General features: G+C 41.7%; 18 protein-coding genes. 13 read left to right on the forward strand and 5 right to left on the reverse strand.

The annotated features are described in order from the left end of the window. Positions 1-77: 77 nt before the first annotated feature. The 3 genes from IMPJCBKJ_RS12530 to IMPJCBKJ_RS12540 form a co-directional block, all read right to left on the reverse strand. Positions 78-431, reverse strand: a complete 354-nt coding sequence (locus tag IMPJCBKJ_RS12530; protein ID WP_166340606.1) for a hypothetical protein — start codon at positions 429-431, stop codon at positions 78-80. A gap of 153 nt (positions 432-584) precedes the next feature. Next, positions 585-2,702 (reverse strand): TonB-dependent siderophore receptor, encoded by a 2,118-nt coding sequence (locus IMPJCBKJ_RS12535; protein ID WP_138618552.1) that lies wholly within the window; start codon positions 2,700-2,702, stop codon positions 585-587. A 191-nt stretch (positions 2,703-2,893) separates the two neighbouring features. After that, the gene (locus tag IMPJCBKJ_RS12540) at positions 2,894-4,060 is read right to left on the reverse strand and encodes a DcaP family trimeric outer membrane transporter (protein ID WP_138618554.1); all 1,167 of its coding nucleotides are present in this window, start codon (positions 4,058-4,060) and stop codon (positions 2,894-2,896) included. Positions 4,061-4,352: 292 nt separating this feature from the next. Here IMPJCBKJ_RS12540 and acs point away from each other — a divergent pair, with 292 nt between their 5' ends. Continuing rightward, positions 4,353-6,293 (forward strand): acetate--CoA ligase, encoded by a 1,941-nt coding sequence (gene acs, locus IMPJCBKJ_RS12545; protein WP_166340607.1) that lies wholly within the window; start codon positions 4,353-4,355, stop codon positions 6,291-6,293. A gap of 96 nt (positions 6,294-6,389) precedes the next feature. After that, positions 6,390-7,040: a response regulator transcription factor gene (locus tag IMPJCBKJ_RS12550; protein ID WP_054551155.1), complete on the forward strand. Its 651-nt coding sequence runs from the start codon at positions 6,390-6,392 to the stop codon at positions 7,038-7,040. Positions 7,041-7,092: 52 nt separating this feature from the next. Here the strand turns inward: IMPJCBKJ_RS12550 and purU are convergent, their stop codons facing one another. After that, a complete protein-coding gene (gene purU / locus IMPJCBKJ_RS12555; RefSeq protein WP_054551156.1) occupies positions 7,093-7,923 on the reverse strand; it encodes a formyltetrahydrofolate deformylase in 831 nt (276 codons plus the stop codon). Positions 7,924-8,263: 340 nt separating this feature from the next. Here purU and IMPJCBKJ_RS12560 point away from each other — a divergent pair, with 340 nt between their 5' ends. Both IMPJCBKJ_RS12560 and IMPJCBKJ_RS12565 read left to right on the forward strand, forming a co-directional pair. After that, complete coding sequence (locus IMPJCBKJ_RS12560; protein WP_166340608.1) at positions 8,264-9,625, forward strand: DUF4397 domain-containing protein; 1,362 nt, start codon at positions 8,264-8,266, stop codon at positions 9,623-9,625. Between the two features lie 105 nt (positions 9,626-9,730). Further along, positions 9,731-12,334, forward strand: coding sequence for a DUF2339 domain-containing protein (locus IMPJCBKJ_RS12565; protein ID WP_166340609.1), 2,604 nt, complete (start codon positions 9,731-9,733; stop codon positions 12,332-12,334). 35 nt (positions 12,335-12,369) lie between these two features. Here the strand turns inward: IMPJCBKJ_RS12565 and IMPJCBKJ_RS12570 are convergent, their stop codons facing one another. Further along, positions 12,370-15,810: a PAS-domain containing protein gene (locus IMPJCBKJ_RS12570; protein WP_138618560.1), complete on the reverse strand. Its 3,441-nt coding sequence runs from the start codon at positions 15,808-15,810 to the stop codon at positions 12,370-12,372. 387 nt (positions 15,811-16,197) lie between these two features. Between IMPJCBKJ_RS12570 and IMPJCBKJ_RS12575 the strand changes: the two genes are divergently transcribed. The 9 genes from IMPJCBKJ_RS12575 to IMPJCBKJ_RS12615 all read left to right on the forward strand — a co-directional run. Continuing rightward, positions 16,198-16,461 (forward strand): DUF4212 domain-containing protein, encoded by a 264-nt coding sequence (locus IMPJCBKJ_RS12575; protein ID WP_054551160.1) that lies wholly within the window; start codon positions 16,198-16,200, stop codon positions 16,459-16,461. A 10-nt stretch (positions 16,462-16,471) separates the two neighbouring features. Next, positions 16,472-18,196: a sodium:solute symporter family protein gene (locus tag IMPJCBKJ_RS12580; protein ID WP_054551161.1), complete on the forward strand. Its 1,725-nt coding sequence runs from the start codon at positions 16,472-16,474 to the stop codon at positions 18,194-18,196. 119 nt (positions 18,197-18,315) lie between these two features. Continuing rightward, positions 18,316-20,154 (forward strand): DUF294 nucleotidyltransferase-like domain-containing protein, encoded by a 1,839-nt coding sequence (locus tag IMPJCBKJ_RS12585; RefSeq protein WP_054551335.1) that lies wholly within the window; start codon positions 18,316-18,318, stop codon positions 20,152-20,154. A gap of 8 nt (positions 20,155-20,162) precedes the next feature. Further along, positions 20,163-20,786 (forward strand): 3'-5' exonuclease, encoded by a 624-nt coding sequence (locus IMPJCBKJ_RS12590; RefSeq protein WP_166340610.1) that lies wholly within the window; start codon positions 20,163-20,165, stop codon positions 20,784-20,786. Then, complete coding sequence (locus IMPJCBKJ_RS12595; RefSeq protein WP_166340611.1) at positions 20,783-21,244, forward strand: isoprenylcysteine carboxylmethyltransferase family protein; 462 nt, start codon at positions 20,783-20,785, stop codon at positions 21,242-21,244. The genes IMPJCBKJ_RS12590 and IMPJCBKJ_RS12595 overlap by 4 nt, the downstream gene beginning before the upstream one ends. Before the next feature lie 530 nt (positions 21,245-21,774). Next, a complete protein-coding gene (gene epd, locus IMPJCBKJ_RS12600) occupies positions 21,775-22,791 on the forward strand; it encodes an erythrose-4-phosphate dehydrogenase (RefSeq protein ID WP_054551164.1) in 1,017 nt (338 codons plus the stop codon). A 42-nt stretch (positions 22,792-22,833) separates the two neighbouring features. Further along, a complete protein-coding gene (locus IMPJCBKJ_RS12605; protein ID WP_138599591.1) occupies positions 22,834-24,009 on the forward strand; it encodes a phosphoglycerate kinase in 1,176 nt (391 codons plus the stop codon). A 196-nt stretch (positions 24,010-24,205) separates the two neighbouring features. Next, positions 24,206-25,270, forward strand: coding sequence for a class II fructose-bisphosphate aldolase (gene fba / locus IMPJCBKJ_RS12610; RefSeq protein ID WP_054551166.1), 1,065 nt, complete (start codon positions 24,206-24,208; stop codon positions 25,268-25,270). A gap of 112 nt (positions 25,271-25,382) precedes the next feature. Then, positions 25,383-26,110: IS4 family transposase (locus tag IMPJCBKJ_RS12615; protein WP_166340612.1), on the forward strand; the 728-nt coding region annotated here is incomplete at its 3' end.

A 26,110-nucleotide genomic window follows, 5' to 3' on the forward strand; every position in this document is an offset into this window, starting at 1 on the left:
ACTTAATGCGGGATATACCCGCAGTTGTTGGAGTAGGAAGTAGTTTGTCTCATTTTCAATTCAGTGACAATTTTAAGTTATTTTACACGTTCAATATATTCGCTACGACGCCATAAAATAGCAGCAAGAGTTGCCAGAGGGATTATCAAAAAAATCGCTATTGTTTCAAATAGCGCATTATCGTCATATATGAATGCCAAGCTGGTAGCTGGTATTGTCATCAGCGTGAAAATTCGATACATAAGTTCTGTATCAGTTCGATATATGAGAGCTGTTTGGCAATCAGGGCAAGTGAATAGTTTACCGTCAACCCTGTCTATTGGTGTTCTCGCTTTGGCTATTGGAAACTTCCATCCACAATCTGGACATCTTCTAGAGCGTTTCGATTTTTTAGCATCCATTAATCTGTACCAAATAACTAAAATATTCATTTTTTAATACACTACAGAAAAATTTATAAGGTGCAATGAAGTGAAGGTTATTCGCTATGTTTTTTGCTCTTAGAGTAAAATGGGGTGATAAAAAAGCCGCATATGATGCGGCTTTTCATGTACTTAAAGCTTAAAACTTGTCGCTTTATAAAATTATAGCTGCCAGTTGAAAGATACTGAATAACTACGTGGTGCACCGTAATAACCTTGCTCCCAGAACAAGCTATGTAAGTACTTTTCGTTAGTTACGTTATTAACGTTTAAGTTAACGCTCATGTGGTCATTAATATCGTATGTTGCCATTAGATTTAATAAGCCGTAAGCATCTTGCTTAGTAACAGGAACAACGCCAGACGGCTGAGTAGGTTGTACACGTTTAGTGTCGTCTTGCCATTGGTAGTTTAAACCAAAGGTTAAACCATCAACTTCAGGCACTTTATGAGTTACAGCAAGTTTAAATTGGTTTTCAGGTGTGTAGTTTTTAACTAATTCATCACCATCAATGTTTAGATTGCTGAAACTAAAGCTCGCGCTCAGCGTTTCGTTGATTTTGCCACTAAGCTCTACTTCAATACCATCACTGTTAATACCATCTGCGCCATAGTAGCGAGTGTCATCAGGTAATGAACCTGGGATAGCAACAGCAAGGCCAACTTGTTTTGCATCAAAGTAGGCTACAGTTACAAATAAGTCGTCATCAAGTAGCTGTGCCTTTACACCAATTTCGCTACTTTTACCTGTGATTGGATCTAAATAATCACCGTTTACGTCACGCTCTGTTTGCGGAACAAAGGTTTCTGTGTAGCTTGCGTAAGTTGAGAAGCTTTCGTTGATATCATAAACAACACCGAAGTACGGCACTGTTTGGTCGCTATCTTTGTCTTTTGCAACGCCGTAAGAGGCACCTTCCGTTTCCCAATTTACTTGGCTTACACCCGCTAAAATGCTGAATGCGTCAGTTGCACGAATGCGTGTTGAAATATATGCAGAGCGTTGTCGACTAGTGATATCAGCACCTGTTAAACCATCAGTAAGTGTTGGTACTGGCGCAACACCGTCCCAACCACCTAGCTCAGGCATCGCAGGGAAACCATTGCCTGTTGTACGGTCATACAATGATTTATCTTTGTTATCCATATCTGCTTGGTTTACACCAAACGACAGATCATGTTCCATACCAAATAAATCAAATTTACCTGTTGCGTAGATATCTAAAATGTCGTGCTTATCTTTGTGGTCATATTCACTCGCATAACCAGTTAGGCCAAGACCTGTTTCTCTGTCTGGTGTGCCGTAAACATAGAAAAGCTCAGAATCTTGCTCATTTTCTAAGTGCGCGTAGCTGGCTTTTAAGAACCAAGTATTGGTGATTGCTTGCTCAATTGATAAGAACAGCTGCTCAGTTGTGTTATTCCAATATGACCAATCTGAAGCAGTGCTGGTTGACGCATCAAAGTTTGTTGCTGAACCATCGCTGTAATAAAGTGGTAAGGCACCCCAAAGTGGGCTGTCGGCATCTTTCTTTTGATTTACATAGTTTGCAGTGACTACTGTGCTATCAGTTAATTGACCTTCGTAGGCTAGGTAATAAATTGTTTTATCTTGCTCGTAACGGTCAAGGTATGACTCAGTTTTGTGCTTAGTGAATACTGCACGTACAGCGTGGTTTTCGTTGATAGCTGTTGAAGCGTCAAGCTCTAAACGTTTGTTGTCCCAAGAGCCATACGATACAGACGCATTTACTTGTGTTTGATAAGTAGGGCGTTTTAGAACCATGTTCACGGTTGCTGAAGGGTTACCCGCACCTGTCATTAAACCATTGGCACCACGTACAATTTCAACACTATCAAAAATAGAGGTATCAAGAGTACCTTGGATTGAACCGTTGTCTTGTGGCATACCCATGCCATTAACCTGGAAGTTAGTGATTTCAAAACCGCGAGCTTTAAAATAAGTACGATCAGTTTCAATTTGCTCAACAGTCACACCCGGTGTGCTTTCAAGTACAGCGTTTAGATTATCGAGTGAGAAGTCATCCATTAATGCACGTGAAACAACAGAGATTGACTGTGGTGTCTCTTTAATTGTTAGCCCTAATTTGGTCGCAGACTGTGCTTCTTCAGTGATGTAGTTTTTATGATGCTGGCCATACACGGCAATTTTTTCAATTGCTTGTTCTTCTTTTTGTTGTTCTGCAAAAGCGTGGCCACTTAAAAGTGCTGAGGTCACAAGGCTTAATTGAGATAAGCGCAAAATTTTTGTTGATGACATGCAAAGTTCCAATTAGTTCAATGAATCGTGAAATTAATGCGTAATCTAATCTAAATGAAAATAATTTGCAATTAAGGTTTGCTGTTTTAGTGAATAATTGATTGCAAAAAAGTTTAAAGGGCACAGAAATATAAAAAGGAGATATAAAAAAAGCGGCCGAAGCCGCTTCAGGAAGTAAATAAGTTTAAATCTTAAAAAACGTATTTTGCAGAAAATTGTAGACGATCCATATCTCCGTCAGCACCGCTTTCTAACTCACGCTCGGCATGTTTAAACTCAACACCAAAGGTGAGCTTTTTAACAGGCGAGTATAAAAGGTTGGCACTATAGCTTTGGCTCATTTCTGTAGGGTCGCCAGTCACTGCAAGTAAATCTGTGTTGTTATCTGCTGAGAAGAATGAGTAAAGGAAAGTAGAACGCCATTGGCTGTTCCAGTGTTGTTGGTAGGCAATAAAACCTGATGTTGAATCAATCGCATCTAAATCATCACCATCAAGCACAGCACCATTTGCTACGTTTAAACCAATGTAGCGGCCTAAACCTGAGCCTTGAGTTAGCATGAATTTTAGGTTGTTTTGGCCAAAATTAACTTTACCTGAGGCGCTGATACCGAACGATGATGTATCTGCATCAATGCCATTTTGCTTGTAAGTTAATTGACGAGCAAGACCGGTAAATACTAATTCACCCCAATCAGCTTTATGTGCATAACGTGCTGTAAAGTCAGGCATTGATGCATCATCAGTGGCTACGCGAGCGCCGTCTACTGTGACTGTGCTCTCTGGGTTTTCGATAGAGAATGACCAGTTGCCAGTAGTGTAACGTGCCTGTGCTTGGCGTACGAACACGGTACCCTCAGCAGGTCCCACGAAGTCGAGTGTTTCAGGTAATGCGCCTACGTTTTGAAAGTTTGACCATGCTTGACCAAATAACCAGCCATCATAAGTTACAAATGCTTGACGAATACGTGGCGCATAAGAGTTACTAACGCGTTCGTTACCGCCTGGTGCTGAAGCAATAAAGTCGATTTCAATTTTAGTTTTGATGGTTTTGCCATCGTCTAACTTTGTTGCGGTACCTAGGTTAAAGCGAGATTGGCGCGCGTGCATGTCAAATACAGCATCGCTGTCGCTGTCTGCGCCTACTGGTGTTGTACCTGGTACATAGAAGTCACGGCCAATACTACCACCGGCTGGTACGCCTGCTGAGTAATCACTCCACATGGCATCAAGTTTTACATAGCCACCATAAGAAACCTCTGTGTTACCAATGTTTGCAGCGTTAGCATTGCTGGCAAGTGCTGATAAAACAGCTGAAGCTGCTAGTGTTTTTAATGCGGTTACTTTTGTTGTTGTCATAATGTGTATTCCTGTCGAAGCTACTTGTTGCATTAATGATTTTTTAATAATGTTGTTGTACCACTGTTGTTTAAGATAAGACTTCTCTCAATTATCTATTGGTCTATTAGACTAAGGTGGAATATCTGGTTAAATCACAACCAATCTAACATTGAACTAGATTATAGAAGGCGATTTCGACGTTTTTTGTTAAATGACAAGATATACAACTAAGGTCTAATACTTTCAGGGGCTTTGCTGAGTGATCCTTGATGCAGGCCGTAGGCAAGTAATTAAAATGGAGACGACAACAATGTCAGAAAGTATCTATCCAGTACCAGCGCATATCAAGAATGCTGCATTAGTTGATAACGATAAATATAATACACTGTATAAGCAATCGATTGATGACCCTGAGGGATTTTGGCGAGAACACGGTAAACGTCTTGATTGGTCAACTCCTTATAATAAAGTAAAGAATACTTCATTCGACAAAGGCCACATCAGTATTCGCTGGTATGAAGACGGCCAACTAAACGCATCTTATAACTGTATTGACCGCCACCTTGCTACTAAAGCCGATAAAACAGCCCTCATTTGGGAAGGCGACAACCCTGAACATAACGAAAACATCAGCTACCAAAAGCTTCACGACGAAGTCGCTAAATTAGCTAATGGCCTTAAAAAATTAGGTGTATCGAAAGGTGACCGTGTCGCTATTTACATGCCAATGACACCGCAGGCTATTTACGCTATGCAAGCGTGTGCGCGTATTGGTGCGATTCACTCTGTAGTATTTGGTGGTTTCTCTCCATCAGCGATTGCTGACCGAATTAATGACTCAGGCGCTAAAGTGGTAATTACTTCAGACGAAGGTCGCCGTGCTGGCAACTGCGTACCACTTAAAGCAAATGTTGATGAAGCGGTATCACAAGACTCGGTAACCACCGTTGAGCACGTTATTGTTCATCAGCTAACGGGTGGTGAAGTTGAATGGAATAGTCATGATGTTTGGTGGCATGAGCTTGTCGCTGACTTACCAGCTGAGTGTGAACCAGAGCCAATGAATGCAGAAGATCCGCTTTTCATTCTTTATACTTCAGGCTCAACGGGTCAACCAAAAGGTGTGGTTCATACTACCGGTGGTTACCTTGTTTATGCATCGATGACACATGAATATGTGTTTGATCTTAAAGAAGACGATATTTTCTGGTGTAGTGCCGATGTGGGCTGGATCACAGGTCACAGCTACATTGCTTATGGCCCATTAGTGAATGGCTGCACGCAAGTCGTATTTGAAGGTGTACCAACTTACCCTACGGCGGGCCGTATGGGTGAAGTAATTGATAAGCACAACGTGACTATCCTTTACACAGCACCAACTGCTATTCGTGCTCTAATGGCGAAAGGCGATGAGCCAACAGCGACTTCAACTCGTAAAAGTCTTCGTGTTATGGGTTCTGTAGGTGAGCCAATTAACCCAGAAGCGTGGGCATGGTATTACGAGCACATTGGTAATGAAAACTGCCCAATCGTTGATACTTGGTGGCAAACAGAGACTGGCGGCATCATGATCACACCATTACCAGGTGCGACAGATATGAAGCCAGGCTCAGCAACACGTCCATTCTTTGGTATTGCACCAGCACTATTTGATGCTGAAGGTAATACACTAGAAGGCGCAGTTGACGGTAACCTTGTTATTTTAGATAGCTGGCCATCACAAGCACGTACAGTTTATGGCGACCATGAACGCTTTGAACAAACTTATTTCTCAGCATACCCAGGTGTGTACTTCACAGGTGACGGTTGTCGTCGTGATGAAGATGGCTACTACTGGATCACAGGCCGTGTAGATGACGTACTTAACGTATCAGGTCACCGCCTAGGTACTGCAGAAATCGAAAGTGCATTGGTTGCTCACGAAGCAGTAGCAGAAGCTGCAGTCGTAGGTTACCCGCATGATATTAAAGGTCAGGGCATCTATGTTTACATCACTCCAAATGAGGGGATTGTAGTAAGCGATGAACTAACAAAAGAGGTACGTAACTGGGTTCGTAAAGAATTAAGCCCAATTGCTTCACCAGATATGATCCAATGGTCTCCAGGTTTACCGAAAACTCGTTCTGGTAAGATCATGCGTCGAATTTTACGTAAAATTGCGGCAAATGAGCACCAACAGCTTGGAGATACTTCTACACTAGCCGATCCGAGCGTTGTTGATGAGCTAATCGAAAACCGATTAAATCGTTAAAATCGCGTTAAAAACTTGATTAGAAGTTGATTCTAAACGTAGTATATCGGCTGTCACTTAGAAATAGGTGTCAGCCGAATTTATTAGGAGTGAACCATGAGTCAGTTTTTAATAGCGGACGATCATCCGTTATTTCGTGAAGCGCTGAAAGGGGCATTGAGTGCTAAGTTCGCTGATTTAGAAGTGTTTGAATCGGAAAACTTTGATACCACCTTGCAGGTGCTGAGCGAGCAAGAAGATCTTGATATCTTACTACTAGACCTTCACATGCCAGGCAATGGCGATTTATACGGCCTTATTCGCATTCGCGAAGACTATCCAAGCTTACCAATAGCTGTTGTTTCTGGCAGCGAAGACATCAACGTAGTTTCTAAAGTAATGGGTTATGGTGCGATGGGATTTATTCCTAAATCATCTTCATCAGATGATATTGCGCTAGCAATCAACCACATTCTTGAAGGCGATGTTTGGCTTCCACTTGAACTTAAAGATAAAGTGGCTGCCGTAGATGGCGAAGACAAGGAAATTGCAGCGCAAGTGGCTTCACTGACGCCGCAGCAATACAAGGTGTTGCAATACTTACACGAAGGCTTGTTAAACAAACAGATTGCTTACGAGTTACATATCTCTGAAGCAACAGTCAAAGCACACATTACAGCAATTTTTAGAAAGCTAGGTGTGTATAACCGTACTCAAGCAGTATTAATTGCCTCTAAGTTACAATTAGAGCCTATTGAGTCGGCATAACAAACGATAATAAAAATAATAAAGAGGCCATTCAGCCTCTTCATTTTATTGCTTAAGCGAACACCACGGTTCGATTACCATTGATAAACAGTTTATGTTCAGATGCGAGTTGCAGCGCTTTACAGAATACTGTTTTCTCTACATCTTTACCCATTTTTGCCATCATCTCTGCGGTATCCGCATGGCTGACATGCGTCACATCTTGTAAAATAATCGGCCCTTCATCAAGCTCATTATTAACAAAATGGGCGGTCGCACCAATAATTTTTACACCGCGTTCAAACGCCTGATGGTAAGGCTTTGCACCAATAAAGGCAGGCAAAAATGAATGGTGAATATTAATAATCTTACCTTCAAAGCGCGCCACAAATTCAGGGCTTAAAATACGCATATATTTTGCAAGGCCGATAATATCAGGCTGATAGCTGGCAATTAAATCACCGACTTGTTGATCATGCTCCGCACGGCTTAAACCTTCGTGCGATACCACATGAAATGGCACGCCAAAGCCTGCAGCCAATGGCGCTAAATCAGCGTAGTTGGCAATCACAGCCAGTACTTCGATGTTTAAGGCTTTTTCGAACTGCTTAAGTAATACACCACCTAAGCAGTGCGCTTCTTTAGTGGCAAGCAATACCACTTTCGTTTTTTCGCTGCTGTGCAGGGCAAGCTCTGCGCCATCAGGAAGTAGCTCAGCAAGCCTTGGTAAAAAGTCCTCAGCAATAACACCGCTTAACTCTGTACGCATAAAAAAGCGTTTAGCGTCTTTATCTACAAATTCGTTATTACGCGTAATGTTTAAATTATGCTGATGACAAAGGCCAGTGATCTTGGCAATTAGACCAACATCATCATCGCATTGTGTGGTTAAAATCGTGTTCATAGTCCTCATTCTAATCCCGTTTGTGTGAACACCATTATTTGCTAATTTTTTTGTGCTGCATAGCGCAAATTTAACTATCTAATAATTTATCTGATTTGATTGCATAAACGCCTAAAATGTAACCATTATTTACTTTTCGTGTAAAAGTAAGCTGCTTTCACTATAAATGTGATTTTCTGTCCATAATTATGATTAATTAAGTGCTTTTCTACATCATTTTCTACACTTTTTAACCTTATCGTAAGTAACTGTAAGTGAAGGTAATAGTTTGTAAAACATAGAATTTTTTCGATTTATTCGAGTCAGAATGGGGTATTACAAACAATAAGGAAAAAATTCCATGAAAAGCACTCTGCTTAAAACAATTGTTGCCTCAAGTTTGCTTTCGGTACTAGCTGCCTGCTCAAGCGATGACAGCAGCAGTAGCAATAGTGGCTATGTGCAACTGTACAATGGCTCTTACAACAGCCCATACACGCGTTTATTTGTTGATGACACTGAGCGCTCGGGGGCAGACTTTGGTGATGTATCAACTCGTCATAACTACAGTTCGGGGGAGTATGATCTCAGTTTTGAATATGTTGATGCCAACGACAGTTATATTACGATTGACGAAGAAACTATCAATATAAAAAATGATCAAACTCAGTTATTAGTAATGAATGGTGACTTTGCTGAACCAATTTTTACAGAGCTAAGTGTGCCGACGTCAAGCGATGAAGATGAATTCAATGTCGGCTTTTTTAATATTGTTGGCGAAGACAATCTTTACGATGTATATGTTGCCACTGACGACGGTGTATTTGATACCGCAGAGTTATTAATGACTTCGCAATACCTCGTTGAGCCAGAATTAGCGACGCTTGAGGAAGGTTATTACACTATTTATATTACCGCTAGCGGCAGCACAGATGTGATTTTTGAATCACCAACCGTGTATTTTAATGATGAAGCAACGTACATGGTGATGATCCGCCCAAGTTATGCAACAGAAGAAGATGGCATTACGCTTGATGTCGTTACGGCAAGTAGCTCTGTAACACAACTAAACCACCAAGACGCGCAAGGTCAGCTGCGTTTTATTAATACCATTGATGATTACACGCAAACCCAGTTTAAAGTAACCCGAGGCACAACGGCGACTAACACCGAAGTTGTTAGCAACGATAGTTACTCTGAATACATGAGTATGTCGCCAAATAGTTACAGCGTCGCCATGTTAGATGAAGCTGGCGACACGATTGTAGATAATTTCTTAATGACATTAGAGCGTGAGCAAAGTGCGGTTGGTCTTTTCTACAATGACAAAGATTACGGCCCTCGTATGATGACCATTGAAGAAAATCTAACACCAAGCAGCTACAGCCACGCAGTTACTGTGGTTAACTTAATTGATAGCTATGCAGGGCAAGAGATAGACGAAGTCGATGTGTACTTTACCCTCAATGGCGAAACGGTTGAAGATACTAGCAATGTTGTTGAAGGGTTAGATCAATACGACCAACAAGAGCAGGTGGTTGATAACGAAGTTTATACAACTTATGTGGTGTTTGAAGATAACGGCCAACAGATTGTGCTCTTGCAACAAAGCGATATGGATTTTACCGAAGAAGGTAACTATATCTTGGTGATTGAACACGATGAAACCACTGATTCAGGTTACAAGATGACCTTAGAGCGTACGGTGACTGAACAGTCTTAACCGGCTAAAACGCAATATCGTTGTTTATTTACTCTTGCTAAGTGTTTATTGTATAAACAATTAAGGCTTTTGCTTTTTTGTTTAAAGTATACACAAGGAGAGAGTATGGACGGCGGTATTGCGTTACTAGTCTTACTAGCACTAGTTGTTGTAGGTGGCTCAATTGCTGGCATTATTGCCCTTTTTCAACTCTCTAGTTTAAAGCGAGAGGTGGCTGCTCTTCGAGTAAAACTTAACGCGACATATGTTAATAACCCTCAAACAAATACTGCAAACACGTTTGAAAATTCAAACGAAGATCTGACTGACTCAGCAAAATTTGAACCAAAGCCGAAAGTCATTATTAAGCCGATTGAGGCTATCCCTAAAAAGCCAGAGCCAACAAAACCCAAGCCTGCCATTTTAAATCCGCTAGTAAGCCAACTCGTTACACAAATCAAAGCCAATTGGCTAACTTGGGTAGGAGCGGTTGCACTTGCCTTTGGTGGTATCTTTTTAGCCCGCTATTCACTGGAAGCAGGCTTATTATCCGAAACTATGCGACTCACACTTGGGGCTATTTTTGGTCTGAGCTTAATTGTTGCGGCTGAGGTGTTACATCGTAAAGGTATTATCTTTGATGGGTTTAGTAACTATATTCCCGCTGCGCTTGCTAGCGGCGGCTTTATCAGTTGTTTTGCGCTCACTTTACTGGCCTACAGCCATTATGGCTTACTCCAAGCATTACCTGCATTTAGCGTTTTAACCTTAATCTCTGTAGCTGCAAGCTGGATGGCGCTGCGTTTTGGTCCAGTGCTTGCGGTCATTGGTATTATTGGCGCCTACAGCGTGCCGGTTTGGGTCAATACTGGGAATAATGATTTTATAGCGCTGCTTACCTATGTTGCTTTTGTTAGTGTTTCTGCTTCGCTGGTAGCGCATTATGTAAAACGTCATTGGCTGTGGTATCTGTTATGGGCAGGTCATTTAGGTTGGTACATTTTAGTTGCATTGACAGTATCTAAAAACCTGCATTGGTTTATTAATCTTTATGCTCTATTTAGCATCATATTGTTAATTGCTATTCCACGCCTTGGGCTGGGCTTTAAGCAAATTGAATACCGCCCACATCGCTTTAAAACGCTACTGAAACAACTGCCCGACAACCCTTTGTTATTAGCGGTTGTCGTACCACTTTATCTTTTACTCATGAGTAGTAACCAACTGCTTACTTGGCAATTGAGTATGTTGTTGTTAGTGGCTTTACTGTTGTTTTTGGTATTAAAAAACAGTACATGGGATCACTGGCTAATAATATCTGTGGTGAGTGTGGTGTGTTTGCTGACAGGGCAAAATAATACTGTTGATTATTCTGAGCAACTTTTTGTATTTCGGCAAAACTACGGAGCAGGGCTGTTCTTTATTGCTCTGTTTGCAGGCTATGGTTTTTTATTTGGTCGTAAATACCCTAAACGCTTTGGCTTTACGTTACTTGCATCACTTTCAAGTTTTGTGATTATTAGTTGCTTATATCTCATCACTCCCGACCATGCCTTGATGACGGCATACCCGGTTTGGTGCTTTGTATTACTGGCACTGTCTGCCTGGCTATTTAAGTTATCCATCAATAGCACAAATCCAATGCGAGTATTTAGTTACTGGCTCGGCGGTAATGCCAATATTAGTTTGGCATTAACCATGCTCCTTGAAGGTAGCAGCTTGACCTTAGCGCTTGCTGTGCAAGTGTTGTTGATCAGTTTTTATGTGATTAAACAGTCACTCAGCATACTGACTTGGCCGCTTAAAGGTTTAGTTGGTGCTTTACTCATTAGATTAAGTTTTGCACCTTGGTCAGCGGATTACAGTGATGCGCTGCTGCTCGGTGTACATTGGAGTTTGGTTGTTTATCCTGTATGTGCTTGCTTATTTTACTTGGCAGCAAGGCATTGGCAGCAGCAATCTGTTCGAATGTGGCTAGAGGGTGCAGCCCTACATTGCATTGCTTTATTTATTACCACAGAGACGAGCTATCAGTTAGTAGGGCGCTATCCTGACTTTGAGAATTTGTCTGTGTATGAGCATATTTTACTGACCTGTAACTGGGGCATCTTGGGCTGTGTTTACTTACTGCGCTCACGCTTTACTGCGCAATTGGCTGAGCTCTATCAAATGGCTGGTTTTGCGTTATTAACATTAAGCGGTTTGCTAGTAGTGAAAAGCTTTACCGCTGTAAATCCGTTTTTTGAACCGATAAATATAGGCAGCTGGCCGATTATTAACTGGTTACTATTACTTTGGTTAGTACCAGCTTTAATTGCAATTTGGGCAAGCCGACTGACGAAATCTCAACACTATTTACAAAAGCTGTTTACAGCACTTGCAGGTGTGATGAGTGTTTTATATATCAATGCGGAAATTCGCCACAACTGGCAAGGCGAGTTTATAAATATTGCTTTGCCAACCTCAGATGCCGAGCTTTACAGTTATTCTTTAGTTTGGCTTATTATCGGTGCTATGTTAGTTGTGATAGGGCATTTAAAAACCATTACGTTATTACAAAAGCTTGGCCTTGGCTTATTGGCGCTGGTAGTGTTAAAAGTGTTCTTGATTGATATGGCAAACTTAACTGGATTATTGCGGGCTATTTCGTTTATCGGCTTAGGCTTGTCGTTAGTTGCGCTTAGTTGGTTGTTCCAAAAATTTAAGGCAAAGCCTACTGCTTTGCCTTAAATCTATGTTTTAAAAACGTTGGTTAAGCACTATTGTTAAGTACTGTGGTTAAGCAGTGCTTTAAGTTTTGCGGGCTTAACAGGTTTACTAAGGTAATGAATTTGCTCTTCTTTGGTTTGCTGTTTTAGCGCTTCATCACGTACCGCTGTGATTAAAATCGCCGGTACTGGGCTTTGCCAAATTTCTCGTAGGGTTTTAATAAGCGTGATGCCATCGCAATCATGACCGAGCTGATAATCCATTAAGATCACATCGGGCGCTCGGTGCTCTTTGGCATAGGCCATCACGGTTTCAACTTGATCAAAGAGCTGGTAATTGGCCTGCCACTTTTGCAATAGGCTTGCCATGGCATTAAGGTTTTCAGGGTCGTCATCCACCGCAATAATATTCATTGCACTGCGGTTCTCAACACCTTTTTTAGGTGCCTCTTTTTGTTGAATAAATTGGCTTTCACCATAAGGTACTTCAATACTAAAGCGGCTACCTTTGCCAGGCTTTGAACTGACATCTAATCGTAAAGAGAGTAAGTCGGCCATTCGTTTTACAACTCCTAAGCCAAGGCCCACCCCTTTGTTATCACCGGCTTCAATACGATAAAAGTCATTAAAGATCTTCGCTTGCTCTACTTCTGTAATGCCGGGGCCTGTGTCCCATACTTCAATACGTAAATGATGTTTGCGTTTGCGACAAGCAATTAAAACTCGGCCACTATCAGTGTATTTAACTGCATTTGACACCAAGTTTTGAATAATTCGTCGTAAATAAGTGATATCACTGTGAACGATAACTCCTTTTGAACGCACCGTGAGTTTTAAGCCTTTTTCGCTCGACATAATGGCGTATTCGTTCTTAAGCGGGGCAAGTATGTCATCAATACTAAAGTGACGTGGAGTTGGCGTCATTGCCCCTTGCTCGAGCTTGGCAATTTCTAACAGCGCAGACATCAAATGCACCGTTGAATCTAAACTTGCGCCAAGCTTTTCAAAGTTATTTAAGTTGTTGTTCGAAAGGGTTTTATCATCAATGGCTGCAAGGTACAGACGCGCCGCATTTAGCGGTTGTAAAATATCGTGACTTGCTAAGGCTAAAAATCGCGTCTTACTGTCATTAGCTTGTTCTGCCTCTTTTTTAGCTAAAGTAAGTGCTTGCTCAGTTTGTACTCGGCTGTCGATTTGTGCTTGTAAATCTTTATTGATAGTACGGATTTCTTGAGTACGCGCTTCAATACGGTTTTCAAGGTCCATGTTTACTTCTTCAAGCGCATTTTGCGTTTCGATATGCGTGGTAACATCAGAGAAACTTGTTACAAAGCCACCATCTGGCAGTGGGTTACCAATCATTTCGAACACTTGGCCATTACGGCGGTGGCGAATAAAGTGGTGGGGCGTGCCGTTTTTAAGATGCTGCACGCGCTTTTCTACATGGCGCTCAACTTCACCTGGGCCACACTCGCCGCGCTCGGCATTGTAGCGGATCACTTCCTCTATGGGTTGACCAACCTCTAAAAAGTTTTCTGGGTAGTCAAACATTTCTGCGTAGCGCTTATTCCATGCCACTAAATTAAGCTCTTTATCAACAACAGAAATACCATGGCTGAGGTTTTCAAGTGAGGTGAATAATAGGTTTTGGTTAAATTGCAGAGCTTGTGTGGTTTCATCAAAAAAGTTAACGACTTCTTCAAAGGCCATGCGTTTACCAGAGGCAACTGTGTGGATCAGCGCCTGTGCTGAAGAGGCACCAAGCACACCAGTTAAGGCGCGTTCACAATAGGCAATAAACTCAGGTTCTGGGTGTGCGTTATTATTATCTAAGTTATGAGTTAAGGAGTAATGGGCTAAAACTTGTTGCGAGCGCTGTACGCCCAAGAAGGTTTGTAGCAGAACCTTAAAGTCGTAGACGGTGGCTTTCACATTTTTATTCAAGCGTCTAGCAAACACAGCTTGATCTTTAGGATTAACAAAGGCAGCTGCCTGAATTTTATCAATTAAACGCTCATCTGCACCGAGCGAAAAACTAATGTAACAGCCAATATTGGCAAATAAAGCAATGAGGGTGCCACGAGTAATGAGTGTTTGTTGTAGCTCTGCGTTTAAGGTATTGCCTGCATCTAAAATAGGTAGCATTAAGAATAAAACCCAGCAAATGAAGCCTGCTAATAATCCCGCATAAACCCCATAAGCATGGCCTTTTCGCCAATATAGACCACCCACAATAGCAGGCAGTAATTGCGACACTAAAGAAAAGGCCACTAAACCCATACTAGCCAAAGCTTTACCATGACCAAACCATTGCTGGTAGAAATACGACAAAATCAAAATGCCAGCAATTGTGAATCGTCTAACTAACAGAATTTGTGATTTATAGCTGCTGGTGATGAGGTTACGTTTAAACTTACGACGCAGCATTAGCGGCAATACCACATCGTTTGAGATCATGGTGCTGAGTGTAAGTGTGGCTACAACAATCATCGCTGTAGCCGCTGATAGACCCCCGATAAATACAAAGGTCGTTAAAAAGGCGTTTTCGTGCATCAGCGGTAGGGCTAATACAAAGCTATCTGGAGAGAAGCCACTACCAATGCCTGGGTGTATAGCTGCCGTTGCAATAGGGAAAATCATTGCAGCAGTCAGTAACAAATACAGGGGGAATGCCCAGCGGGCTGTATAAAGATGGCGTTTATCTTGGTTATCGACCACAGTTACATGGAACTGCCTTGGTAAACAGATAATCGCCGCAGCTGCCATTAATGACTGACCGATAAAGTTAAAGCTAAAAAAGTCGAAGTTATGCCAGTGCTGCCAAATAGAGCCCTTTAGTTGCTCGGTTTGCACCGTAGTTAAATTAAATAATGTGTATAAAGCAAGCCCAGCAACGGCCACTAAAGCCAGTAATTTAATCATCGATTCAAAGGCAACAGCCAGCATCAGCCCCGAGCGATATTCGGTTACATCCACCTTACGAGTACCAAAGAATATCGCAAACATTGCCATGATAAGTGTTGCTGAAAGGGCCAGCATAGATCCCGAAATACGATCGTCGTTTTGCAGCAGTAAGAAGCTGCTACTTAGTGCTTTTAATTGCAGTGCGATATACGGAATAGTCGCTAATAAAGCGATAATCGTTACCATAATCGCGGTGGTTTGCCGTTTACCATAGCGAGCAGAAATAAAGTCGGCGATAGTGGTGATATTTTGCTTTTTACTGACCAGTACTAATTTACGTAAAAACCCTTGGCCGAAGAAAAATAGCAGCGCAGGGCCAATTAAAATAGGTAAGTAGTTCCAACTGCTGGTGGCTGCTGTACCAACCGAACCATAGTAGGTCCAAGACGTACAGTAAATCCCTAGTGAAAAAGAATAGACAAATGGGTGGTGACTAATTCTTTTTGCAAGAGGAGTGGTTTTGTCTCCCCAATTTGCCAACCAAAACAACACGCCAATATAGGCGAGTGCAACAAATAAAAGCGCAGCTGTCATGTTTAAATTCAGTAATTATTGTAATAACACTACCTTACCAGAATTATGCGCGATTTCGATGGCTAGATTTTTTGCAATAAAAATTAATAAAAAGCAAGTTGTTGATATTTAAAAGATAGTGCTGTTTTATGCGCTGTTATTAGACTAATGTCGCAGATCATTCGTTTTTACTATTTTCGCTATTTCGCAAATTTATCTTTATAGGTTAAGTTGTTGTTAAATATTGTTTTTTACCATTCGTTAACAAACGGTGTTTTGCAGTTTACGTAAACGTAAACTAACTGTTACGACTATGGTCTCAATTCCATAAATCAGAACCCTTGCTAACTTAGTTAATGACAACTAATACCACTCATTACTTTTTTGTAATGCATAAGGGGATAAAAAATGGCTTTTAAAGATGAAGAACAAGCAAAAGCTTATTGGGCGGAAAACCTCGCACTGCTATTTAAATTATTAGCAATTTGGTTTGTCGTGTCATTTGGCTTCGGCATTTTACTGGTAGACGTACTTAACGAGATACGTTTCTTTGGGTTTAAACTCGGCTTCTGGTTCTCCCAGCAAGGCGCTATTTACACCTTTGTTGCTTTGATTTTTGTTTACGTTTTCAAAATGAATACGTTAGATAAAAAATACGGCGTAGACGAATAGGAGCTAAGCAATGGATGTTCAAACACTCACGTTTATTATCGTCGGTTTAAGCTTCGCGCTTTATATCGGCATCGCAATCTGGGCTCGTGCTGGGTCAACAAATGAATTCTATGTTGCAGGGGGCGGTGTACCGCCGCTAGCAAATGGTATGGCAACCGCTGCTGACTGGATGAGTGCAGCATCGTTTATCTCAATGGCGGGTATTATCTCGTTTGCGGGTTATGACGGTGGTGTATATCTAATGGGTTGGACAGGTGGTTATGTACTACTTGCACTTTGTTTAGCTCCTTACCTACGTAAGTTTGGTAAGTTCACGGTACCTGATTTCATCGGTGACCGTTATTACTCACAAGCTGCACGTGTTGTTGCAATTTTATGTGCTATTTTTATCTGTTTCACATATATCGCAGGTCAAATGCGTGGTGTAGGTGTGGTTTTCTCTCGCTTCTTAGAAGTAGATATTGAGACCGGTGTTTACATTGGTATGGTGATTGTATTCTTCTACGCTGTATTAGGCGGTATGAAGGGGATTACATATACGCAAGTAGCTCAGTACTGTGTACTAGTATTTGCTTACCTTGTTCCAGCAATCTTCATTTCAATGATGATGACAGGTCACTTCTTCCCACAAACCGGTTTCGGTGCAACCCTTAGCGATGGCTCAGGACAGTTTGTACTTGATAAACTAGATGGACTCAGTACCGAGCTTGGCTTTGCGCAGTACACCGAAGGCTCGAAGAGCATGATTGATGTATTCGCAATCACAGGCGCGCTAATGGTTGGTACAGCAGGTTTACCGCACGTAATCGTTCGTTTCTTCACTGTTCCACGTGTTAAAGACACGCGTATCTCAGCTGCATGGACACTTGTTTTCATTGCAGTTGTTTATACAACAGCACCTGCTGTAGCGTCATTCGCTCGTGTAAACATGATTGATACAATTAACGGTAAAGACGGTAGCGGTACAGAGTACGCAGAAGCACCAGCTTGGGTTAAAAACTGGGAAAGAACAGGCCTAATCACCTTTAACGATAAAAATGGTGACGGCAAAATGTTCTACTCAGCAGGTAAGATTGATGATCCAAACAGCGCAAACGAAGTTAAAGTTGACCGCGACATCATGGTACTTGCAAACCCTGAGATCGCAGACTTACCAGCATGGGTGATTGCATTAGTCGCAGCAGGTGGTATCGCAGCAGCGCTATCAACAACAGCAGGCTTACTATTGGTGATCTCGACCTCGGTATCCCATGACTTATTAAAACGTACCTTAAAACCAGATATAAGTGACAAACAAGAGCTACTTGCAGCGCGCTTAGCTGCGATGATAGCGATTGTGATTTCAGCTTACTTTGGTATTAACCCGCCAGGGTTCGTGGCCTCGGTTGTTGCCTTCGCCTTCGGCTTAGCAGCGGCGAGCTTCTTCCCAGCCATCATTATGGGTATCTTCTCTAAGAAGATGAATAAAGAAGGTGCGATTGCGGGTATGGTGACAGGTATTACATTCACAGCGGCTTATATTATCTACTTCAAGTTCGTAAGCCCTGAGTTGAATACACCGGCAAACTGGTTATTTGGTATTTCACCTGAAGGTATCGGTCTTATTGGTATGATTGTTAACTTTGTAGTTGCAGCTATCGTACTTAAACTAACGGCTGAAACACCAGTTGAAATCCAAGAAATGGTTGAAGGTATCCGTAACCCTAAAGGTTCGAGCGCAGCACACGCGCACTAATAATACCATTTTATAAGAACACACTCTTGACGTTTAAAAGCCCGACTTAAGTCGGGCTTTTTATTTATTTCAAACAGGGGTAGTGTAGATATTGTCTCTATTATATAGCGAGAATGACCATGAATACCGAGCAACAGGAAGTCGCCCAATTTGTGATGCAGCAAACGCCATTTAATCAGCTTGATGGCGCTGCCAGTGAGTATTTTGTAAACCATCTCGATATTATTTATTTGACCCGTGAGAATCAAAATCAGTGGTTAAGTTCGGATAATCTAAGATTATTTTTAATTCGCTCTGGCGATTATGATTTAGTTGACCCAAAAGGCGATGTGATCACTAAGTTATCAAGTGGCGATTACTTTGGTTTTCCTTCATTGTTAACTGGCGAAGCAATTCAAAATAGCATTTCAGTGCAAAAGGAAGGCATTGTTTACATGCTTAACCAAGCGGCATTTGATTACTTACGCCGTGAGTATAAAGTGTTTGAGCAATACTTTGTTCGTGCCCATAAAAACCGTTTATTGTCGTCTCATTATAAAAGTCAAAACGACAGTTGGTCGGAGAAAAAAATTTGCGAGTTGATGAATCGCAAAGCCGTCACCTTGGCGCCAGATGCAAGTATTCGTCAAGCCGCTAAAAAAATGAAACAACAGGGTGTTTCATCGATTATGTTGACTGAACATGAGCGTCTTGTAGGAGTCGTGACCGACAGAGACTTACGCAACCGCGTATTAGCCGATGAGGTTGACCCACAAGAGTCAGTAAGTAGCATCATGACGTGTAAGCCCAAGTTTATTTTTGAAAATAACCGCGTGTTTTCGGCGCTACACTTAATGCTTAAGCACAATATTCACCATTTACCTGTGCTTGATGAACATCACAAACCGCTTGGTATGCTCACCAGTACTGATTTACTGCGTCAGCAAAAAAGCGACCCAGTACAATTGATTGGACGAATTTACAAAGCGCACAGCGTGGTTGATTTAAAGCGTTATTCGCAAGAGATACCCGGTTTATTAAAAGGTTTTTCAAACAATATTGATGACATCTCCTTGATTGGTAAATTATTAAGTGGCTTAACCGATGCGTTGACTTCGCGGTTAATTCGTTTGTTCCAAGAAGATAATGGTGCGGCACCAACCAGCTTTAGTTTTATTTGTTTTGGTTCACAAGCACGAGAAGAACAAACACTGCATTCTGACCAAGATAATGGCCTGTTGCTACCTGATGATTTAACAGAAGAACAACACGATTACTTTAAGCGCATGGGCGAGTATGTCTGTGAGCATTTAATTGAGTGCGGTATAAAACGTTGCCCTGGCAATATTATGGCGAGCAATGCACAGTGCCGTATGGGCATTAATGCTTGGACAGAAAAGTTTCATAAGTGGATCACCTCACCTACACCAGAGGCGATGCTCAATTGTAAGATATTTTTTGACCTACGTTTTATTGAAGGTTCCACTACCTTATATGCGCGCTTTTGTGAGCAGCTAAAACGCATTTCTAAAAATGACTTATTCTATGCGGCTATGGCCAGCGACATTAAAAATACGCCAGTGCCCATTGGTTTGTTTAATCAATTTAAATTAGAGAAAGACGAAAAGCAGCATAAGTACCTCGACTTAAAAAAACGCGGTGTGGTGATCATCAACGACATAGTACGTTTATATTCCCTCAAAGCGGGTATTCAGCGTGCTAATACGCAAGAGCGTATTGATGCGTTAATGAAATTTTCGTTACTCAATAAAGATGACTTGTATAACCTAAAAGACTGTTGGCGTTTTTTAACTCAACTGCGTTTAGGCACGCAAATTAACGAAGAGGGATTGCCTAGCAACTGTATTAACCCAAATGCGTTGAATTCATTAGAGCGACATCAATTAAAAGAAGCATTTTATTTGGTTAAACAAGCACAGCAAGCCGCCGCATTTAAGTTTGCTCGCGGTAGTTTATAGGAGAGGGTATGGTTAAACGCTGGTTAAGTCGGTATTTAGCGCGCAAGCAACTCTTGGCAGCCAATGCCTATAAAGAGCGCTACGTAGTGATAGACATGGAATTAACGGGCCTAGATCCTCGCCAGCACGAAATTGTCTCGGTGGCGTGGGTGATGATAGAAGATCAATGCATTAAACTCAGCGGTGCACAGCACTTAATAAATAAAGACGTGCAAAGCTTAGAGCAAAGCCCGATTTACCACGGTATTGCAAAACAAGACATAGATACAGGTGAAAGCCTCGAAAGCATTCTTGGCAAGCTGCATCAGCATTTTGGTGAGTGCATTTTAGTGTTTCATAACGCGGCACTTGATTGGGGGTTTTTAAAACAGGCCTGCAGAACGCTTGGGTTAGATGCAAAGGCGCGTTTAATTCTTGATACCTTTGTTATTGAAAAAAAACGCCTGCACCAGCAAGGCCACGAAATTGGGCACGATGATTTAACACTTAGCGAATGCCGTAAGCGCTACAACTTACCGCATTATAGCTCGCACCATGCCCTCACTGATGCGATGGCAACGGCCGAGTTATTCTTAGCACAGTGTCATCAAATTAGTCGAGGTAAGGCATTGAAAGTAGGGGAGCTGGTGTGAATCAGTTAGAATTAAAAGTGCCCCCAGTTGTGCTGCTGTTGATCATTGCGTTGATGATGTGGGGCACAGCTGACTTGTTTATGAGTTTTAGCTTCTCGTTTTTTGCATCATCTTTTGTAGCACTACTCATAGCATTTTCAGGTGTGATGTTTGCTTTATTAGGGGTTTATCAATTTCGTAAGCAAGGCACGACCGTTGATCCTCGAATTCCAGAAAAGTCAGCGAGTCTTGTTACAAGTGGTGTTTATCAAATTAGCCGTAACCCAATGTATGTTGGTATGTTACTAATGCTAGTTGGTTGGGGAATTTATCTTGGTAATATTGCGAGTTTTATTATGTTGCCGGTATTTATTCTTTATATGAACCGATTTCAAATTATGCCAGAAGAAACGTTTATGGCAGAGAAATTTGGGTCAGCATACCAGCAATACAAAAAATCTGTTCGTCGCTGGCTATAAAGGAAAAAAGAGAGACAGAGGTTGCTAGAGCAGTTTTATTTACCTTGCTCTCTTATAAAAATGTCTAAGGTCGATTACCAAAATTGAGCCTTCTAAAACATACTAAGCAACTTTTATTTCACATGACCTCTTATAAAAACTCTTCAGGTCGATTACCAAAATTGAGCCATCTAAAACATGCTAAGCAACTTTTATTTCACCTGACCTCTTATAAAAACTCTTCAGGTCGATTACCAAAATTGAGCCATCTAAAACATGCTAAGCAACTTTTATTTCACCTGACCTCTTATAATAATGTGTAAGGTCGATTACCAAAACTGCGCCATCTAAAACATACTAAGCAACTTTTATTTCACCTGACCTCTTATAAAAACTCTTCAGGTCGATTACCAAAATTGAGCCATCTAGGGTTGTTAAAGTAGTTTTATTTACCTTGCCCTCTTATAAAAACTTCAAAGGTCGATTACAATACCGCCATCTAAAAGGCAGCTGCCTTTATCTGCAAGCAAATAGAGTGGATTTTCTTCTTCATGGCAATCAAACTTGCAATTAATGGTTTTGGTCGAATCGGGCGCAACATCGTCCGTGCTCTGTATGAGTCTGGGCTTGAAGATCAAATCAAAATTGTCGCTATTAACGAATTAGCCGACCCTAAGGGCATTGCCCATCTCCTTAAATACGATACATCTCATGGCCGCTTTTCATTTCCAGTTAATCTTGGCGAAGATACTTTAACGGTTGCTAACGACTCTATAGCCTTATTTGCAGAAGAAAACCCTGCAGAACTGCCATGGCAAACGCTTGATGTTGATGTGGTTCTTGAATGTACTGGGGTGTATCACTCTCGTGAACATGCAGAACTACACTTAGCTGCTGGTGCAAAAAAAGTATTGTTTTCGCAGCCTGCAGATGCTGATGTCGATGCCACAATTGTGTATGGTATTAACGATGATGAGCTAAAAGCTGAACATACGATTGTTTCAAACGGTTCATGTACCACAAACTGTATTGTGCCAGTGATTAAAGTACTGGATGACGCATTTTCGATTGAATCTGGGGCTATTACAACGATTCATGCCTCGATGCATGATCAGCAAGTGATTGATGCGTATCATCATGATTTACGCCGCACTCGTGCTGCAAGCCAATCTATTATTCCGGTAGATACAAAGCTTGCTCGTGGTATTGAGCGTATTTTGCCTAAGTTTCATAGTCGCTTTGAAGCCATTGCTGTTAGGGTACCCACTATCAACGTGACGGCGATGGATTTAAGTGTAACAGTGAATACCGATGTGAATTTAGCGACTGTCAATCAAGCACTTAAGTTAGCTGCAAAAGACCGCCTTGACGGTATTTTAAGTTACACTGAAGAGCCATTGGTATCGGTAGATTTTAATCATGACCCACATTCTTGTATCATAGATGGCACTCAGACACGTGTTAGTCATAAACGACTGATAAAGTTGTTAGTGTGGTGCGATAATGAGTGGGGCTTTGCGAATCGTATGCTCGACACTGCGCGTGCGATGATGGCTGTAAGCCAATAGTTTATAAATATAATATTAGTATCGTTAACTAAGGAGAAGTCCATGTCGGTCATTAAAATGGCAGATTTAGATTTAAACGGCAAACGCGTGTTAATTCGTGAAGATTTAAATGTGCCTGTAAAAGAAGGTAAAGTGACCTCTGATGCGCGTATTCGTGCAGCATTACCAACTATCAAATTAGCGTTAGAAAAAGGCGCTAAAGTAATGGTGATGTCACACCTTGGCCGCCCTACGGAAGGGGAATATGATGAAGCGTTTTCACTTGCCCCTGTGGTTAATTATTTAAATGATGCCCTTGAGCAAACAGTTCGTCTTGAAAAAGACTACCTAGAAGGCGTAGACGTTGCTGATAACGAAGTGGTTGTTTTCGAAAACGTGCGTTTTAACGCTGGCGAAAAGAAAAACGACGAAGCATTGTCTAAAAAACTAGCTGCATTATGTGATGTTTACGTAATGGACGCATTTGGTACGGCTCACCGTGCACAAGCATCGACTCACGGTGTGGGTTTATTTGCTGATGTTGCATGTGCAGGTCCACTACTTGCGGCAGAGTTAGACGCACTAGGTAAAGCGCTTGATAACCCAGCTCGTCCTTTAGTTGCTATCGTTGGTGGCTCTAAAGTATCGACTAAGTTAACTGTACTTGATTCACTTTCTAAAGTGGTTGACCAACTTGTAACAGGTGGTGGTATCGCTAATACCTTCATCGCAGCAGCAGGTCACTCAGTAGGTAAGTCTTTATTTGAAGCTGATTTAATTGATGAAGCAAATAAATTAAGTGCGGCAGCAAAAGCTAATAACGGTGAAATCCCGGTACCAACTGATGTTGTTGTAGGTAATGAGTTCTCAGAATCTGCAGTGGCAACACTAAAAGATGTGAATGAAGTAACAGACGAAGACATGATCTTCGATATTGGTCCTGATACAGCAAACCAATTAGCAAAAATCATTGCTAATGCAGGCACCGTTGTATGGAATGGTCCAGTAGGTGTATTTGAATTTGACCAATTTGGCAACGGCACACGTGCTATTGCTGATGCGATTGCTAACTCAAGTGCATTCTCGATTGCTGGTGGCGGTGATACGCTTGCAGCGATTGATAAATACGGCATTGCCGATAAAGTTTCTTACATTTCAACCGGTGGTGGTGCTTTCCTTGAATTTTTAGAAGGGAAAAAATTACCAGCAGTTGCTATGCTTGAAGAACGTGCTAAGTAATTAGTGCGTATGCCAGCGTAGTTATTAGGTAATTACGCTGGTTTAGCTGTTAATAAAATACCTCTCACCCTCGTTTTATTTACAGCTGTTACGGTAGGCGCGAGCTTTTCGTGATGCAGTGATGCATCAAAAAATAACTTATCCGTTCAAACTAGATAGTAGGAAACTACTGTCGATACAATTTGGAGAATACCAAATGGCTTTAATCAGTATGCGACAACTTCTTGATCATGCAGCTGAAAATGGTTACGGCGTACCTGCTTTTAACGTTAATAACCAAGAGCAAATGCGCGCAATTATGGAAGCGGCTGACAAAACAAACAGCCCGGTAATTGTACAAGGTTCAGCAGGCGCACGTGCCTATGCTGGTGCCCCTTTTATTCGTCATATGATTTTAGCTGCCGTTGAAGAATGGCCACATATTCCAGTTGTAATGCACCAAGACCACGGTACTTCACCAGGTGTATGTCAGCGTTCAATCCAGTTAGGCTTTTCATCAGTTATGATGGATGGCTCATTAATGTCTGATGGTAAAACTCCTTCAAGTTATGAATACAATGTTGATGTTACTCGTCAAACCGTTGAAATGGCACATGCTTGTGGTGTGTCTGTAGAAGGCGAGTTAGGTGTTTTAGGTTCACTTGAAACAGGTGAAGCAGGTGAAGAGGACGGCGTGGGTGCAGAAGGTAAATTATCTACTGATCAAATGCTAACAGATCCTGAAGAAGCCGCTGATTTCGTTCGTAAAACTCAAGTTGATGCACTTGCTATTGCTTGTGGTACATCACATGGTGCGTACAAATTCACGCGTCCACCAACAGACGATATCTTAGCGATTGATCGCATCAAAGAGATCCACGCGCGAATTCCTAACACGCACTTGGTAATGCATGGTTCGTCTTCAGTGCCACAAGAGTGGTTAGAAGTGATCAACCAATACGGTGGTGAAATCCCTGAAACCTATGGTGTGCCAGTAGAGCAAATCATCGAAGGTATTAAATACGGTGTTCGTAAAGTAAATATCGATACCGATCTTCGTTTAGCATCTACAGGTGCAATTCGTCGCCACTTAGCTTTAAACCCAGCTAACTTCGATCCACGTAAATACTTAGCTGAAGCAACGAAAGCAATGACTGAGATCTGTGTTGCTCGCTACGAAGCCTTTGGTACGGCAGGCCAAGCTGGTAAGATCAAGCCTATCTCTTTAGATGATATGCACCTTAAATACTTATCGGGTGAACTTGATCCACAAATCAAGTAATTGATAATAAATCGAAAAAGCCGGCTTGCATGCCCAATGCCGATCAGTTAAGCAATTGACATTTGGCATAATAGGATCAAAATCCGATGATCACAGGTCATCGGATTTTTTTATGCCCCTTAATCATAGCTTCGCCAATATTTCATCATTTATCGATTCTAATATTCACAGCTTGTCGGAAATACTGGATGAGTCTTTAATACAACAAGCACTTGCAGAGTCTGGGGTCGCAACACTCAGGAAGCGCAGGCTACCTCTTGAGCTAATGGTCTGGAGTGTGATTGGCAGCGCATTGTTTCGAGATATGCCTATGACTCAGGTCATTAATCGCCTTGATATTGTATTACCAAGTAAGAAACCTTTTGTAGCTCCTAGTGCGATTGTTCAAGCAAGACAGCGTTTAGGCTCGGAATCTATTCGTCATATCTTTAATATGACTCAATCCCGTTGGCATCAAGACACACCACATCCAAACTGGTGTGGATTAACCTTACTTGGCGTTGATGGCGTGGTGTGGCGTGCAGAAGACACGCCAGCTAACAATGATGCATTTGGTAAGTTGCACAATGACAAACGCGAATCGGCTTTTCCTCAAATTCGTATGGTCTGTCAAATGGAACTCACAAGTCACTTATTGACCGCATCCGCCTTTGACGCCGTTGCGGCTAATGAAATGACGCTCGCTGAGCAGCTGATAGAGCAAACACCCGACAATAGCCTAACGCTGTTTGATAAAGGTTTTTACTCATTAGGGCTACTTCATAAATGGTCTACCACTGGTACATCAAGGCACTGGCTAATTCCCTTAAAAAAAGGCACGCAATATGAAGTTATCAGGGA

It is taken from the genome of Pseudoalteromonas sp. MB47 (assembly GCF_011319765.1).
GTDB classification, from domain to species: Bacteria; Pseudomonadota; Gammaproteobacteria; order Enterobacterales; family Alteromonadaceae; genus Pseudoalteromonas; species Pseudoalteromonas simplex.

Coding starts and splice junctions, on each gene's coding strand:
- IMPJCBKJ_RS12530 (WP_166340606.1), bottom strand. CDS start 431: ATGAATATTTTAGTTATTTGGTACAGATTAATGGATGCTAAAAAATCG.
- IMPJCBKJ_RS12535 (WP_138618552.1), bottom strand. CDS start 2,702: ATGTCATCAACAAAAATTTTGCGCTTATCTCAATTAAGCCTTGTGACC.
- IMPJCBKJ_RS12540 (WP_138618554.1), bottom strand. CDS start 4,060: ATGACAACAACAAAAGTAACCGCATTAAAAACACTAGCAGCTTCAGCT.
- acs (WP_166340607.1), top strand. CDS start 4,353: ATGTCAGAAAGTATCTATCCAGTACCAGCGCATATCAAGAATGCTGCA.
- IMPJCBKJ_RS12550 (WP_054551155.1), top strand. CDS start 6,390: ATGAGTCAGTTTTTAATAGCGGACGATCATCCGTTATTTCGTGAAGCG.
- purU (WP_054551156.1), bottom strand. CDS start 7,923: ATGAACACGATTTTAACCACACAATGCGATGATGATGTTGGTCTAATT.
- IMPJCBKJ_RS12560 (WP_166340608.1), top strand. CDS start 8,264: ATGAAAAGCACTCTGCTTAAAACAATTGTTGCCTCAAGTTTGCTTTCG.
- IMPJCBKJ_RS12565 (WP_166340609.1), top strand. CDS start 9,731: ATGGACGGCGGTATTGCGTTACTAGTCTTACTAGCACTAGTTGTTGTA.
- IMPJCBKJ_RS12570 (WP_138618560.1), bottom strand. CDS start 15,810: ATGACAGCTGCGCTTTTATTTGTTGCACTCGCCTATATTGGCGTGTTG.
- IMPJCBKJ_RS12575 (WP_054551160.1), top strand. CDS start 16,198: ATGGCTTTTAAAGATGAAGAACAAGCAAAAGCTTATTGGGCGGAAAAC.
- IMPJCBKJ_RS12580 (WP_054551161.1), top strand. CDS start 16,472: ATGGATGTTCAAACACTCACGTTTATTATCGTCGGTTTAAGCTTCGCG.
- IMPJCBKJ_RS12585 (WP_054551335.1), top strand. CDS start 18,316: ATGAATACCGAGCAACAGGAAGTCGCCCAATTTGTGATGCAGCAAACG.
- IMPJCBKJ_RS12590 (WP_166340610.1), top strand. CDS start 20,163: ATGGTTAAACGCTGGTTAAGTCGGTATTTAGCGCGCAAGCAACTCTTG.
- epd (WP_054551164.1), top strand. CDS start 21,775: ATGGCAATCAAACTTGCAATTAATGGTTTTGGTCGAATCGGGCGCAAC.
- IMPJCBKJ_RS12605 (WP_138599591.1), top strand. CDS start 22,834: ATGTCGGTCATTAAAATGGCAGATTTAGATTTAAACGGCAAACGCGTG.
- fba (WP_054551166.1), top strand. CDS start 24,206: ATGGCTTTAATCAGTATGCGACAACTTCTTGATCATGCAGCTGAAAAT.